This is a genomic window from Salinicola salarius, assembly GCF_003206135.1.
In the GTDB taxonomy this organism is placed as follows: domain Bacteria; phylum Pseudomonadota; class Gammaproteobacteria; order Pseudomonadales; family Halomonadaceae; genus Salinicola; species Salinicola salarius.
Window position 1 is genome coordinate 28,344 of record NZ_PZJT01000012.1, and the last position, 13,126, is coordinate 41,469.

Consider the following 13,126-nt stretch of genomic DNA (forward strand, 5'->3'; position numbering starts at 1 on the left):
TCCTGTTGAATCGGTGACCGATTGCTGGATTTCTCTACCAATTTGCGCCCCTTGATGCGCTCTCGCCATTACGCTTTAGGCGACCCTGATGACGCGTAGCCCTTCGACCAATGATGAACGGTCAGGCAGTGTCGCGGTGTTACTATGAACCGTGTGGTTCAACGACCTAAGGAGGGTCTGACCATGTTGCAGACTCGAGATCAATCGACTCAGAATCGCCCGCTGGCCGACGACAGCGGCTGCTGCCAGATGAGTTCGATCAACCTGCTCGATGATAGCGTCTCCACGCAGAAGGAAGTTCAGGATCGCAACGTGCTTCAGCTGTATCTGCTGACGGTTCAGGTGAGAGCCTTGATGGATGTGGCTTGTCACCAGGGCCATGCCTCGTTTCTCACAGAGCGTTTGCGTTACCACACAGAGCAATTGGAATCCCAGTTTTCCAATCTGGTGGATAAGCACAAGGGTGCATCCTATACGCGGCATTTCTATGCACAGCAGCAACAGCGCTTCGACACCGAGATCGAGAAGATCATCAGTGCACTGGAATCGCTGGGCGAGAAGTACAAGAACGACTCCTCCCGGTAAGCCTCTTTCTTTCGAAGCCCGGCGCTAGTATCACTCTATCGCACCGGGCTCTATTCAATCTCAATGATCCCTCGCTTCCAGCTCGGAAGCTATTCGTTGATCAGGCTTGATCGCCAGGTCAGATATTGGCGCGCTGCGCTTTGAGGAAATGGATGCCTGGTTTCACGTGAAACAAAGTCGTAGACGTGTTCCACGTGAAACAAGCACTTATCGAGAAAGCGTTCATTTACTGCTTACTGAGAAGAGGTGCCGGTTTTAATCTGACTCAGAAAATCATTACAGGGTGTCGTTTCGTCCGCGCTTGGCGAGACCAGCGCCAGCAGTGCCGCGGCGGGAGTCGCCACGGTTCCCAGGAACGCGCCCACAGCGCCTCGAGCCAGCAGTGATCCGGTGTCGACGCCCGGAGACGGGTTCTTGAGCGTACCTTTCACATAAAGTGGCGAGCGTAGCGTGAAGACACGTGCTCCCTTGCTTTCCGGTTCGATGGTGAAATCCAGCGCTTCGGTGGCGAAGTTGACGGTGCCGTCGATCTTGATCAGCGCATTTTCAGTATCGATCAGAAAGAAGCGGGTTTTGGCCAGTCCATCGGTGACTTCCAGATTGGTTGCCGCACAGTTGATATTGACCTGTTCATCTCCGAACAGTTTGCCGACCAGGTAGTTGCCGACATTGAGGCCTGCCAGTTCCATCAGGTTCTGACTGATAAGGCCATCATTGACCAGCATCTGCAGGTCACCATTGCTGGTGCCCAGAATGCTGGCAACGGAATTGCCGGTGCCACTCAGCGTGGCGCCCCCGTTGAGTTCTCCGCGGCTGTTCTGCATCAGCTCAACGTCGGGAAACAGACGGCTCAGCAAGAGATGGCGGATATGCATGTCCACGCGGCTCTGCATCGGCTCTTGGCTACCGTCGAGTCGTACCGTGGTATTGAGATTGCCTCCCGCGACGCCGAACCGAAGCGGGTCTAGCAGAATCTCCCCGTTCTCCAACGTGATATGTGTATAGAGATCCTCCAGAGGCAGCGAGTCGCCATGCTCGATGCGCTGCGCGGTGAATTTCACGTTCGCATCCATCGTCTTCCATTGCGCCGTATCGAACTCTTCGACCGGAAGCAGCTTGTCTTCCGGCTGCTGGCTGGCTTCTCCTCGGTCTGCCTTTTCCGCATTCGAGTCGGCACCGATCAGCGGGGCGAGATCGGCAAAGCGCAATTGCTGCGAAACGACCTCGCCCTCCAGCGATGGCCGTGGTTCGCCCATCTGGTAGGTAAGGTCGCCATGAATGTCGCTGTCTCCAATCTGTCCGTCGAAATTGCGATAACGAAAGGAGAGCGCTTCTTGGGTATCGAGATTGGCTGTCAGATGGCCTTGGGTAGAGTAGGGCGGTGTGTCGGGCAGAGTCACGCCAATGATCCCGTAAAGATCGCCCAGGTTCTGGCCGGCAAATTGCAGATCCATATCGATTTTCTTGGGCGCTAACGGGTCGATCAAGGTGCCATTGACGGACACCCGGGTTGCTCCCGCTTCTACTGTAGCTTGAAGGGGGTAGGGTGCATCGCGAAGGCGCAAGGCATCCAGTCCGCCGAGCCGGCCTTCTCCGTCGAAAGCCTGATTCTGATATTCACCTTCGGCCTTCCAGCCAAATACGTAATCGGCGACATCTCGATCCCCGACGGCTTGCCGAGCGGCACTGCCTTTCTCCGCAACGTCATTGAAGGCGATGGGCTCGCCGAGGAGTCGGACCGTGGCATCGGCGGTTGCCGTCAGTACGGCGTCATCGTAGTGAACGTTCACCGGATCGAAAGCGATATCTCCGACATCGACTGTCCAGCCGCTGTCGCTGTTCGAGGGTTCGGCTGCCGTATCCTGCTCACCGTTTCCGAGCGCAAATGTCCAGTTGTTCTTGCCGTTTTCAAGACGGACCAGAGAAGCCTCGGCACCCGAGAATTGGATATGGGGAATGGAGACCGTCTTGTCCATGAGCGGGAGCAGGGAGAATTCGATATCCAACGAGGCGAGGCTGAGCAGATCTTCGTCGGTGACGGCTTCCGGACTACCGACATGGATATCCTCGGCGTGGATATGAGGCCATGGAATCCAGCTGCGCCAACCGGATTCATCTTCCGGGGACGCCCAGGACAGATCGAGGTCGCCTTCGATGGCGAAGGGCCTGTGAATGGCTGCCGAGACGCGCTCGTTGATCGTGGGCTTGAGCCGGTTCCAGTCGAATGTCACAAAGACGACGATTAGCGCTATGAGTGACAACAAGACGATCGCTACTACGGCTAGCGCAATCTTCTTCCCCAATGTCATGGCCCTGTTTCCATCCTTGAAGTGTCTCTCCAAGGATAGTCGAGGCTGAGCATGACGTTGGGATCAGTTGCGGGAACTCGGGAAAAACCGATGTTTCACATGAAACATTCGCCAGGCTGGAGAGGCGCCGTTGTGGAGAAGCGGCGTTGTTGGCTTACGAGCTCTGATTCAGCAGACGGCTGGTGAAATCTGCCAGATCGTTACAGATCCAGGTGTCGGCAAGCGTGTCGTCCAGCTCGTGCCGAGAGCGTTGCCCTTTGCCGGTAAGCACCAGTGCCGTCTGGCAACCGCTGGTAATGCCTGCCTGAATGTCACGCAGGCTATCGCCGACCATCCAGCAACCCTCCAGCGTCTGCAAATGCAATCGACCCTTTATCCGTTCCAGCAGGCCGGTACGCGGCTTGCGGCAAGCGCAGTCGTCGGATGGGAGGTGGGGGCAGTACTCGATCGCTGCGATCTTCCCGCCGGCTTGTTCGACCAGCGAGCGTAATCGATCGTGAATTTGCTCGAGCGTCCGGATGTCATAGTAGCCTCTTCCAATGCCGGACTGGTTCGTGGCAATGGCGACTGTCCAGCCGTTCTGGTGCAGCCGCGCGATCGCTTCAATGGCGCTGGGATAGGGGTGCCATTCCGACAGCGATTTGATGTAGGCATCAGAGTCTCGATTGATGACGCCATCGCGATCGAGTATGACGAGCTTGACCATGTGCAATCGTGCTCTGAGAAAAGAGAAGCCGATTATCGGATGTCATGCTGCGAGACGCAAAAGCCTCTCGTGTTTCACGTGAAACAAACATTCTGTGCATTCAGTCATGTAGTGGAGACCAGGCTCGCAAAGGCTGGCTTAGAAGGGAGCGCAAAAGAGAGCTAGAACGAGAGGTCGATTGGCAGCCAAAGCCAATATCGCTATCCCGGCGACCTCGCTTGGAATGTGGAACCGCCGGGAAATAGCCGAACGCACCTATGGCGCGACGGGGAGCGCCCGCTTGTGTGCGGTTCGGTCGAAGGTGCGGATAATCAGATCTGCTGCGTCGCGGCCGACTTCCTTGCCCTCGAGAAAGTCATCGATCGTATCGTAGCTTACGCCTAACGCCTCTTCGTCGGTGCGTCCCGGTGAGAGCGACTCGAGATCGGCAGTAGGGATCTTGTTGACCAATGCTTCAGGACCATCAAGCTCGCTCAGAAGCGCTCTGACCCGGCGCTTGGTGAGTCCTGCCAGTGGGGTGATGTCACAAGCGCCGTCCCCATGTTTGGTGAAGAAGCCCATGACGGCTTCGGCGCCATGATCTGTTCCTACGACCAAGCCGTTGTGCGTTCCTGCTACGGCGTATTGCGCCATCATCCGCGCTCGCGCCTTGATATTGCCATGCACGAAGTCGCGTTGGTACTCATTCTGAAAAGCGAGCTTCCCCGTTTCAAGGCTCGCAAGCAAACCATCGGCACAGGGCTTGATATCGACATCGAGCTGTTGATCGGCGCGAATGTAGTCGATCGCGGCCTGGGCGTCGTCCTCGTCATGCTGATCGCCATAAGGCAGGCGCATCGCATAGAAGGTTGCCTCCCCGCCACGGTCGCGAAGGCGCTCGGCGGCAAGCTGACATAGCCGGCCAGCGGTGGTCGAATCGACGCCACCGCTGATACCCAGCACCAACGCTCGAGTACCGGTTTTCTCCAGGTAGCGCACCATGAAATCGATACGGCGTTCGACTTCTCGGCGTGCATCGAATGTCGGCTCGATGCCCAGCGATTCGATGATCTGTTGTTGGGTCGTTGCAGTCATTGTCTGCTCCTGGGAGTGATGATGAGTGGCGCCATGCAATAGCTTGGCAGGCAGGGCGTCATGGTGCCAATGTCACTGGCTACCGATAGCCGTTTCGGCACCTTGGCTTTCAGCATGGTAGTGCGTCAGTCGCTCCAGTGAATAGCGCGCGGCGGCGAGTCTAACGTCGTTGCGACCACCGTCGAAGCGGCGTGTTTCGCAGTAGACGCTGTCGCCTTCACCCGTGCGGAAGGCCCAGGCAAAGCAAACCGTACCCACGGGCGTGCCGTCCTCCGCCGGCTCTGGCCCTGCGATACCGGTATTGGCGATCGCCACGTTCGCCTGCGTGTAGTCGAGTGCGCCAATCGCCATCTCGCGAGAGAGTGTTTCGCTGGTCATCGAGTGCTTTTCGAAAATCTCGTCATCGATCTTGAGATAACGCTGTTTGGCCTGCGGCGAATAGACCACAAGGCCGCAGTCCACCAGACTGCCGGACCCCGGAACACTGGCGAATTCCGACAGGATCAGGCCGGCAGTACAGGACTCGGCAGTGGTCAGCACGAGCCCTTCCTTCTGCATGTAATCGATCAGCGAGCTGATCATGGCATCATTCTGATCGGCCATGGCGTCCTCCTGAAATTTGAGTCTGAGCTTCGTGGAATTCTGACAATACGCCAATGGCGTGCCGCTGTTATTAACGGAGATCAGTGTCTTCGCGGGCATCGAGAACTATTACCCAGCGGAAACGACGACATAGCCTCTGATAGACATGAGGCGATCGAAGCTTTGTGATGTTTCACGTGGAACATCGATTATCGAGCAGCGAGTCTGAGTTGCAGGGCCGATGCGGTGAGGAATGGGAAGAACAGGAAAGCGGAAAAGGGGAGAGAATAAGAACGCCCGACGCTTGGCCGGGCGAATGTTTCACGTGAAACGAAAGATTGGCGCTACGATTGCAGCTCGGCGATGTCTGCGACCTCCAGGAAGAGCGCCTGCAGGCCAGCCAACAATGCCAGTCGATTGGCGCGGACGGCGTCATCCTCGACGGCGACCATCACGTCATCGAAGAAATGATCCACCGGTGCGCGTAGCGTGGCCAGGATATCGAGGGCCTGCGCGTATTCGGCTTCTCGGAACAGCGGTTCGACCTGGTCGCGGCAGTCGCTGATGGCGTTGGCCAAGGCGATTTCCGCTTCCTCGGCGAGAAGGTCGCCGTTCACCTCGATACTGCCGTCATGCTGCTGCTTGGACAGGATATTCGACACGCGCTTGTTGGCCGCAGCCAAGGCAACGGCTTCCTCGCGCTGACCGAAACGGTGCACGGCACGCAGGCGGCGGGCGAAATCCAGCGGACGCGTTACCGGGCGGGTACGTACCGCCAGATAGACGTCGACCGGTAATCCCTCGTCCTGCGCCCAGGCGCGGAAACGATCGAGCATGTAAGTCAGGACATCGTCGACCAGGCCTTCCGCCTTGGGCAGGTCCCGGTGCTGGGAGGCCGCCAGTTCCAGCAGCTCGCGCAGATCGAGATCCAGCTCGCCCTTGATCAGGATATTGAGCACGCCGATGGTGGCCCGGCGCAGGGCGAACGGATCTTTGGCGCCCGTGGGACGCTGGCCGATGCCGAAGATGCCGGTCAGCGTGTCCAGACGATCCGCCAGCGCGATCGACAGTCCGGTGGATGTCCTGGGGATCTCGTCGCCGGCGAAGCGGGGCAGATACTGCTCATGGATGGCTTCGGCCACGGCTTCCGGTTCACCGTCGTGGCGCGCGTAGTAAGTGCCCATGATCCCCTGCAGTTCGGGGAACTCGAGCACCATCTCGGTGACCAGGTCGCACTTTGCCAGTTGGGCTGCGCGCGCGGCTGCCTGGGAATCTCCGTCGATCTTGCCGGCAATGAAGCGGGCGACGACTTCGGTACGGGCGGCCTTGTCGGCGAGCGAACCGAGTTCGCGCTGGAAGACGACATTGGCCAGCGACTCGCGGCGGCTCTCCAGCGTCTGCTTGCGATCGGTCTCGAAGAAGAAGGCGGCGTCGGCCAGACGCGGGCGAATGACCTTTTCGTTGCCGTAGATGACCTGCTGCGGATCTTCGCTGTCGATGTTGGCCAGCGTGATGAACTGCGGCTTGAGCTTGCCGCCGGCATCGAGCAGGTGAAAGTATTTCTGGTTGGCCTTCATCGAGGAGATCAGGCACTCCGCCGGCACTTCGAGGAAGCGTTCATCGAAGCTGCCGGTCAACGCTACCGGCCACTCGACCAGTCCGTTGACTTCTTCCAGCAGGTCTTCGTCGATGACCGCCTGGGCGTCATGCACTTCCGCCTCGGCCAGTACCTGCTCGCGGATACGTTCGCGACGGCGCTCGAGGTCCACCAGCACGTAGGCATTTTCGAGCGCGGTTTCGTAGTCGTCCGCATGGGCGAGCTCGATCGGCGTGGGGGCGTGAAAGCGATGGCCCCGGGTCGTGCGGCCGGACTCCAGACCCAGCACGCTGGCCGGGACGATCTGGTCGCCATAGAGCAGAACCAGCCAGTGCACGGGGCGTGAAAATTCGATGCGCGAGGCACCCCAGCGCATGTTTTTGGGAACCGGCAGGGCATGAATGGCGGAATTGACGATCGCCGGTAGCAGCGCCTCGACGGTATCTCCCTGCTGCTGTTCACGATAGCCGAGCCAGGTCCCCTTGTCGGTCTCCAGGTGGATCAGTTCATCGACCGTCACACCGCAGGAGCGGGCGAAGCCTTCGGCCGCCTTGGTGGGCTGGCCGTCCTTGAAGGCTGCCGCCAGCGCCGGGCCACGCTTCTCGACCTCACGATCCGGCTGCTTGCCGGCGAGGGCTTCGATACGGACGGCGAGGCGGCGCGGGGAGGCAAGCGCATACGCCTCGCCATGGGGAACTTCGGCATCGTCGAGACCCTTGACGATGCCGTCGCGCAGAGCAAAGGCGAGTTTGGCGAGTGCGCCCGGCGGCAGCTCTTCGACGCCCAGTTCGATCAGTAGGGTGTTGACTGCCATGCTCATGCGTCTCCCTGAGTGGTTTCTGACGGTTCCTGCAGCAGCTCGCGGCGCAGGGCTTCCGGCGCCATCGGGAAGCCTGCAGCCTCCCGTGACGCGTAGTAGGCGTGGGCAACCTCGCGGGCCAGCGTACGCACTCTCAAGATGTAGCGCTGACGCTCGGTAACCGAGATGGCGTGGCGCGCATCCAGCAGGTTGAAGGTGTGCGAGGCCTTGAGCACCTGCTCATAGGCCGGCAGCGGCAGATTGGCCTCGAGCAGCTTGTTGCATTCGGTCTCGCAATGGTCGAATGCCTCGAACAGATAGGGAACATCGGCATGTTCGAAGTTGTAGGCCGACTGCTCGCGCTCGTTCTGCAGGTAGACGTCACCGTAAGTGACGCGGGTCCCGTCGGGAGCGATCGTCCATACCAGGTCGTAGACGCTGTCGACGTCCTGCAGATACATGGCGATACGTTCGAGACCGTAGGTCAGCTCGCCGGACACCGGGTAACACTCGATCCCGCCGGCCTGCTGGAAATAGGTGAACTGGGTGACTTCCATGCCGTTGAGCCAGACTTCCCAGCCGAGCCCCCAGGCGCCGAGCGTGGGCGATTCCCAGTTGTCCTCGACGAAGCGGATATCGTGGACTCGCGGGTCGATACCCAGACGCTCCAGCGAGCCGAGGTAGAGATCCTGCAGATCCTTCGGCGAGGGCTTCAGCACCACCTGGAACTGATAGTAGTGCTGCAGGCGGTTGGGGTTTTTCCCGTAGCGGCCATCGGTGGGTCGGCGCGACGGCTGGACATAGGCGGCGTTCCAGCTCTCCGGGCCGATCGAGCGCAGGAAGGTGGCCGGATGAAAGGTGCCGGCACCCACTTCCATGTCGAGTGGCTGCAGCACGACACAGCCCTTTTCCGCCCAGTATTGCTGAAGGGCCAGTATCAGCCCCTGAAAGGTTTTCGCATCTGCCGTCGAGTCTGTCATTGACTGCGCACCGTTGCCCATGAATTCGTGAGCCGCCAAGTATACAATTAGCGCTCAATCGGTTATAGGCACCGCTGCCAATCGGCGTCGAGCGGGTTCGCGACGGTTTTCGCAGCGGCGGCGGCTGCATTCGACGACCGAGTCGAGACAAGAGGAAAGCGACATGATCGTAGTCACCGGCGGGGCCGGCTTCATCGGGGCCAATCTGGTCAAGGCACTCAACGCGCGCGGCCACCAGGACGTCATGGTGGTCGACGATCTCAGCGACGGCACCAAGTTCGTCAATCTGGCGGACTGCACGCTGGGCGATTATCTCGACAAGGACGATTTCCTGGCGAGAGTGAAGGCTGAACTGTGTGGTGAGATACGAGGCGAGATCGGCGGTCTGCCGCCGATCGAGGCGATCTTCCACGAAGGAGCCTGTTCGGATACCACCGAATGGGACGGCCGCTTCATGCTGGAGAACAACTTCGAGTACTCCAAGGTGCTGCTCGAGTATTGCCAGGCCAAGCGCATTCCGTTTCTCTACGCCTCTTCCGCCGCCACCTACGGGGGCAGCGAAGTGTTCGTCGAGGACCCGGCTCACGAGAAACCGCTCAATGTCTACGGCTACTCCAAGCTGCTGTTCGATCAGTACGTCCGCGCGCGCTGGGACGATTTCGACTCGCAGGTCGTGGGCTTTCGCTACTTCAATGTCTATGGCCCGCGCGAGCAGCACAAGGGCAAGATGGCCAGTGTCGCCTACCACCACCACACGCAGGTCCAGCGCGGGGAGAATCCCAAGCTGTTCGGCGCCTGGGACGGATTTGATGCCGGAATGCAGAGCCGTGACTTCGTCTATGTGGGCGACGTGGTCGACGTCAACCTGTGGTTCCTGGATAACCCCGAGATTTCCGGCATCTTCAATCTGGGCACCGGACGCGCCGAGCCGTTCAAGGCGATCGCCGAAACCGCCATCGATTTCTATTCGCGCAACCAGGGGGTCAAGAGCGAGATCGAGTACATCGATTTTCCCGACGAACTCAAGGGGCGCTACCAGAGCTATACCCGTGCCGATATCGGCCGGTTGCGCGACGCCGGCTATACCGCCGAGTTCAAGACGGTGCGCGAGGGCGTTTCCGCCTATCTGGAATGGCTGAATGGCTGATACCGCGGCGGTCAATGCCAAAGCCGGGCCGCGTCTCCTCGTCGTTGGCCCCTCCTGGGTCGGCGACATGGTCATGGCGCAGAGTCTGTTCATCACACTCAAGCAACGCCACCCGGACGCGACGATTGGTGTGCTGGCGCCGGGCTGGTCGCTGCCGATCCTCGAGCGCATGCCGGAAGTCGACGAAGCCATTGCGCTGGACGTGAAACATGGCGAGTTCGGCTGGAAGACCCGGCGTGAGATCGCAAGCTCCCTGAAGGGACGTTTCGATCATGCCATCGTGCTGCCGCGTTCGCTGAAGTCGGCGCTGGTGCCGTTTCTGGCCGGCATCCCGCGCCGGACGGGGTTCACCGGCGAACAGCGCTACCTGTTGCTCAACGACCGCCGCAAACTCGACAAGGCGGTCCTGAATCAGACCGTCAAGCGCTTCGTCGCACTGGGGCTCGATGCCAAGGAAGCCGTACGCGGCAACTTCGCCCTTCCCCATCCAAGGCTCAGCGTCGACTCTCGGCATCAGGACGAGCTGCGGGAGTCGCTCGGTCTGGGAGAGCGTCCCGCCATCGGCATGATGCCGGGGGCCGAATATGGGCCGGCCAAACAGTGGCCGCTCGAACATTTCCGCGAACTCGCCGAATCCCTGATCGGCAGGGGATATTCGGTCTGGGTCATGGGCGGGCCAAAGGACGCCGAGGCCGGTGCGGTCATTACCGAGCGTCTCGAGCACGCTCACAATCTGTGCGGCAAGACCCGGCTGGCGGATGCCGTCGATCTGCTCGCTGCCTGTAAGCAAGTGGTCACTAACGACTCGGGGCTGATGCACGTGGCTGCAGCCGTCGGCACGCGTATCCAGGCGCTCTACGGCTCGTCGTCGCCGATCTATACACCACCGTTGACCGACAACGCCTATATTCATTATCTAGGTCTTTCCTGCTCACCCTGTTTCGAGCGCACTTGCCCGCTGGGGCACCGCAACTGTCTTAAGCAGATGGTGCCCGATAGAATCGAACAAGCGATTCAGGGATCACCGATAGACGGCTGCCGGTGAGGCCGGCCATTGCCATAATCATCGAGAGCGACCATGGTGCTACTGACTGCCAAACGAAAGCGCAAGTTGCGCTCGGCGCTTCGTTTCCTGCACTACCGCATGAAGAACGTATGGTCCTCCCGGCAGGTCCCTTCGAGTGGCGAGCGACTCATCATCTCGCTGACCACCCATCCGCCCCGTATACGCCAGGTCTTTGCCACGCTGGAATCTCTCTGCGAGCAGGATATCGAAGCATTCGATGTCCATCTCTATCTTTCGCGGCGCGACAAGGAAGCCGTCGGTGACCTGCCAAGGTCACTTCAGCGCCTGACGCGACGTGGTGTGAAGATCGTCGTGACTGACATCGACTTGCGTTCCTACGACAAGTTGGTGCATGCGCTGGAAGCATATCCGCAAGCGACGATCATCACTGCCGACGATGACATGCTGTATCCCTCGGATTGGGCAAGGCGCCTGGTAGATGGCGCAAATCGGTTTCCCGGCTGTATCGTCTGCCACCGTGGCCATATGCTCTGTGAGAGCTCGCCGGGCTCGGGTGAAATTTCCTATAAAGAGGTCAGGACCCGTCAGGATCCGGGCGCCATGCAACCCAACTTCGCACTGATGCCGACTGGTAGTGGTGGGGTGCTGTATCCGCCAGGAGTACTGGACCCTATGGTTTTCGACGTCGAAGCCTTTCAGGCCCTGGCACCCAATGCCGATGATATCTGGTTCAAGATGGCTTCTCTCAAGGCGGGAACGCGCTGCGTGCGGGTCAATTCACGCAATGTCGACTTCCTGTCCACGCCAGCATCCGGGGAGTCGGCCTTGCATGAAGACAACGTCAAACGCGGTGGAAACGACAGGCAGTTTGCCAATTGCCTTGCTCGCTACCCGGAGCTCAAGTCGCTGATCTTCGAGTCTCGCGACGATCTATCGGGCGATGACCCGCTACATACATAGAACGGTGAATACATGTCCCAACGAGTCCTGCTGGTCGTCCGCAAACTGAGTATCGGCGGCATCGAGCGTGTCACCGTCAACCTGGCCAACGTGCTGGCGAGAGAGGGTCACGACGTCCATGTGCTGGTGCTCAAAGGCGGCTACGAACTGGCACCGGACCCTGCGGTGACGGTCCATCGGATGGATTTCGACAAGGCCTTTCGCAAGACGGGGCTGGGACTCGTGTACGACCTTTTCACGCGGGCATTGTTGAAACCGCTTCTGCCGGGTTCGGGATTCCTGTGGCGGGGCTGGTATGGCGGTTCCTACCTCGAGCGCTTCGTGGTCAGGCTCGAAAGGGAACATGGCCCGATCGACCGTGTCATCATGCGTGGACAAGGCGCTTTCGAGACGGTCTGGTCCTGGCGGGACCCGCGTCTATGGCAGGTAACCGTTTCCTGGCCTGGCGATTATGGCAGCCGGCTCAAGGGGATATATCTGCGCAAGCTATACGAGGGCAAGCAGGTAATCTGCAATACGCCCAACGTACGCGAGCAGCTCGAGCGTCAGCTAGGACACTATGATATCCGGCCCAAACGCTGGGCCACCATCATGAACCCCTGCGACATCGAGGCCATCCGCCGCCAGGCCGACGAGCCTGTCGAGCTGCCCGCCAGGCCCTTTATCGTCCATGTCTCTCGACTGTCCGACGTCAAACGTCAGGAGTGGCTGATTCGTGCCTATCTGAAGGCCGATATCGATGAAGATCTGGTCATTGTCGGCGACGGCCCCAAGCGTGAAAGTCTCGAAAAACTGGTCGGCGAGCTCGGCGCTCGCGAGCGCATCCATTTCGTCGGCAGTCGACCCAATCCTTACCCCTGGATGAAACACGCTCGACTTTTCGTATTGAGCTCGCGCAGTGAAGCGTTCGGTATCGTGCTGGCAGAGAGCATGATCTGCGGCACGCCATGTGTCGCCGTGGATTGCCCGGGTGGCGTGCGCAACGTGTTGATCCATGATCAGGCCCGATTGATCGCGGAAAATTCTATAGAAGGACTGGCCGTGAAGATTCGTGAAGGGATGAAGAATCCGCCATCGATCGAGGCGGATCCCGAGCTGATTGAGCGTTTCCGTGATACCCGCATCATGCAGCAATTCCTCGACTTGCCAACGACCTAGACGGAGCCATGTCGACACGAAGAGCCGGATACGGGATTTACAGCTAATTGTATAGCATGCTTATTAACGTGGTATGCTATACAGAAGAAGAACAGCGTTTGATAATTCCGCTTTTTCTGTACTCGAACGTGTAGGCTTTCATGGTGCGCGCTTCACAAAACCACTCGCCTTCTCCTCCGCGCCTGCCCGTCGAGGATGTAGC

At 59.4% G+C, this 13,126-nt stretch carries 11 protein-coding genes; 5 read left to right on the top strand and 6 right to left on the bottom strand.

Annotated features, from left to right (window positions below; translation table 11 throughout):
• The first annotated feature begins 183 nt into the window (after positions 1 to 183).
• Positions 184 to 585 (top strand): hypothetical protein, encoded by a 402-nt coding sequence (locus DOM32_RS12355; protein ID WP_071232440.1) that lies wholly within the window; start codon positions 184 to 186, stop codon positions 583 to 585.
• 233 nt (positions 586 to 818) lie between these two features.
• Here the strand turns inward: DOM32_RS12355 and DOM32_RS12360 are convergent, their stop codons facing one another.
• The 6 genes from DOM32_RS12360 to glyQ all read right to left on the bottom strand — a co-directional run bounded on the left by DOM32_RS12360 (position 819) and on the right by glyQ (position 8,632).
• Positions 819 to 2,894 (bottom strand): AsmA family protein, encoded by a 2,076-nt coding sequence (locus DOM32_RS12360; protein ID WP_071232439.1) that lies wholly within the window; start codon positions 2,892 to 2,894, stop codon positions 819 to 821.
• 154 nt (positions 2,895 to 3,048) lie between these two features.
• Positions 3,049 to 3,600: a D-glycero-beta-D-manno-heptose 1,7-bisphosphate 7-phosphatase gene (gmhB, locus tag DOM32_RS12365; protein WP_071232438.1), complete on the bottom strand. Its 552-nt coding sequence runs from the start codon at positions 3,598 to 3,600 to the stop codon at positions 3,049 to 3,051.
• Positions 3,601 to 3,855: 255 nt separating this feature from the next.
• Entirely contained in the window at positions 3,856 to 4,713 is an 858-nt protein-coding gene (gene nadE / locus DOM32_RS12370) for an ammonia-dependent NAD(+) synthetase (RefSeq protein WP_277354962.1), read from the bottom strand.
• 33 nt (positions 4,714 to 4,746) lie between these two features.
• Positions 4,747 to 5,277 (bottom strand): CinA family protein, encoded by a 531-nt coding sequence (locus DOM32_RS12375; RefSeq protein WP_071232436.1) that lies wholly within the window; start codon positions 5,275 to 5,277, stop codon positions 4,747 to 4,749.
• Between the two features lie 323 nt (positions 5,278 to 5,600).
• A complete protein-coding gene (glyS, locus tag DOM32_RS12380) occupies positions 5,601 to 7,667 on the bottom strand; it encodes a glycine--tRNA ligase subunit beta (protein WP_110634895.1) in 2,067 nt (688 codons plus the stop codon).
• A gap of 2 nt (positions 7,668 to 7,669) precedes the next feature.
• Complete coding sequence (glyQ, locus tag DOM32_RS12385; RefSeq protein ID WP_110635029.1) at positions 7,670 to 8,632, bottom strand: glycine--tRNA ligase subunit alpha; 963 nt, start codon at positions 8,630 to 8,632, stop codon at positions 7,670 to 7,672.
• A 163-nt stretch (positions 8,633 to 8,795) separates the two neighbouring features.
• Between glyQ and rfaD the strand changes: the two genes are divergently transcribed.
• From rfaD to DOM32_RS12405, 4 genes are read left to right on the top strand one after another with little or no spacing between them, the layout of a single operon-like run.
• Positions 8,796 to 9,779 (top strand): ADP-glyceromanno-heptose 6-epimerase, encoded by a 984-nt coding sequence (rfaD, locus tag DOM32_RS12390; RefSeq protein ID WP_087720318.1) that lies wholly within the window; start codon positions 8,796 to 8,798, stop codon positions 9,777 to 9,779.
• Positions 9,772 to 10,824 (top strand): lipopolysaccharide heptosyltransferase II, encoded by a 1,053-nt coding sequence (gene waaF / locus DOM32_RS12395; RefSeq protein WP_110634898.1) that lies wholly within the window; start codon positions 9,772 to 9,774, stop codon positions 10,822 to 10,824. Before rfaD ends, waaF begins: the two co-directional genes overlap by 8 nt.
• A gap of 33 nt (positions 10,825 to 10,857) precedes the next feature.
• Positions 10,858 to 11,766, top strand: coding sequence for a hypothetical protein (locus DOM32_RS12400; RefSeq protein ID WP_110634901.1), 909 nt, complete (start codon positions 10,858 to 10,860; stop codon positions 11,764 to 11,766).
• Positions 11,767 to 11,778: 12 nt separating this feature from the next.
• The gene (locus tag DOM32_RS12405; protein WP_110634904.1) at positions 11,779 to 12,924 is read left to right on the top strand and encodes a glycosyltransferase; all 1,146 of its coding nucleotides are present in this window, start codon (positions 11,779 to 11,781) and stop codon (positions 12,922 to 12,924) included.
• Positions 12,925 to 13,126 lie beyond the last annotated feature (202 nt).

Excerpts from the sequence above, each read along its gene's own strand:
- glyQ (WP_110635029.1), bottom strand. The coding sequence starts at position 8,632 with ATGACAGACTCGACGGCAGATGCGAAAACCTTTCAGGGGCTGATACTG.
- DOM32_RS12375 (WP_071232436.1), bottom strand. The coding sequence starts at position 5,277 with ATGGCCGATCAGAATGATGCCATGATCAGCTCGCTGATCGATTACATG.
- DOM32_RS12360 (WP_071232439.1), bottom strand. The coding sequence starts at position 2,894 with ATGACATTGGGGAAGAAGATTGCGCTAGCCGTAGTAGCGATCGTCTTG.
- DOM32_RS12355 (WP_071232440.1), top strand. The coding sequence starts at position 184 with ATGTTGCAGACTCGAGATCAATCGACTCAGAATCGCCCGCTGGCCGAC.
- waaF (WP_110634898.1), top strand. The coding sequence starts at position 9,772 with ATGGCTGATACCGCGGCGGTCAATGCCAAAGCCGGGCCGCGTCTCCTC.
- glyS (WP_110634895.1), bottom strand. The coding sequence starts at position 7,667 with ATGGCAGTCAACACCCTACTGATCGAACTGGGCGTCGAAGAGCTGCCG.
- DOM32_RS12400 (WP_110634901.1), top strand. The coding sequence starts at position 10,858 with ATGGTGCTACTGACTGCCAAACGAAAGCGCAAGTTGCGCTCGGCGCTT.
- rfaD (WP_087720318.1), top strand. The coding sequence starts at position 8,796 with ATGATCGTAGTCACCGGCGGGGCCGGCTTCATCGGGGCCAATCTGGTC.
- DOM32_RS12405 (WP_110634904.1), top strand. The coding sequence starts at position 11,779 with ATGTCCCAACGAGTCCTGCTGGTCGTCCGCAAACTGAGTATCGGCGGC.
- gmhB (WP_071232438.1), bottom strand. The coding sequence starts at position 3,600 with ATGGTCAAGCTCGTCATACTCGATCGCGATGGCGTCATCAATCGAGAC.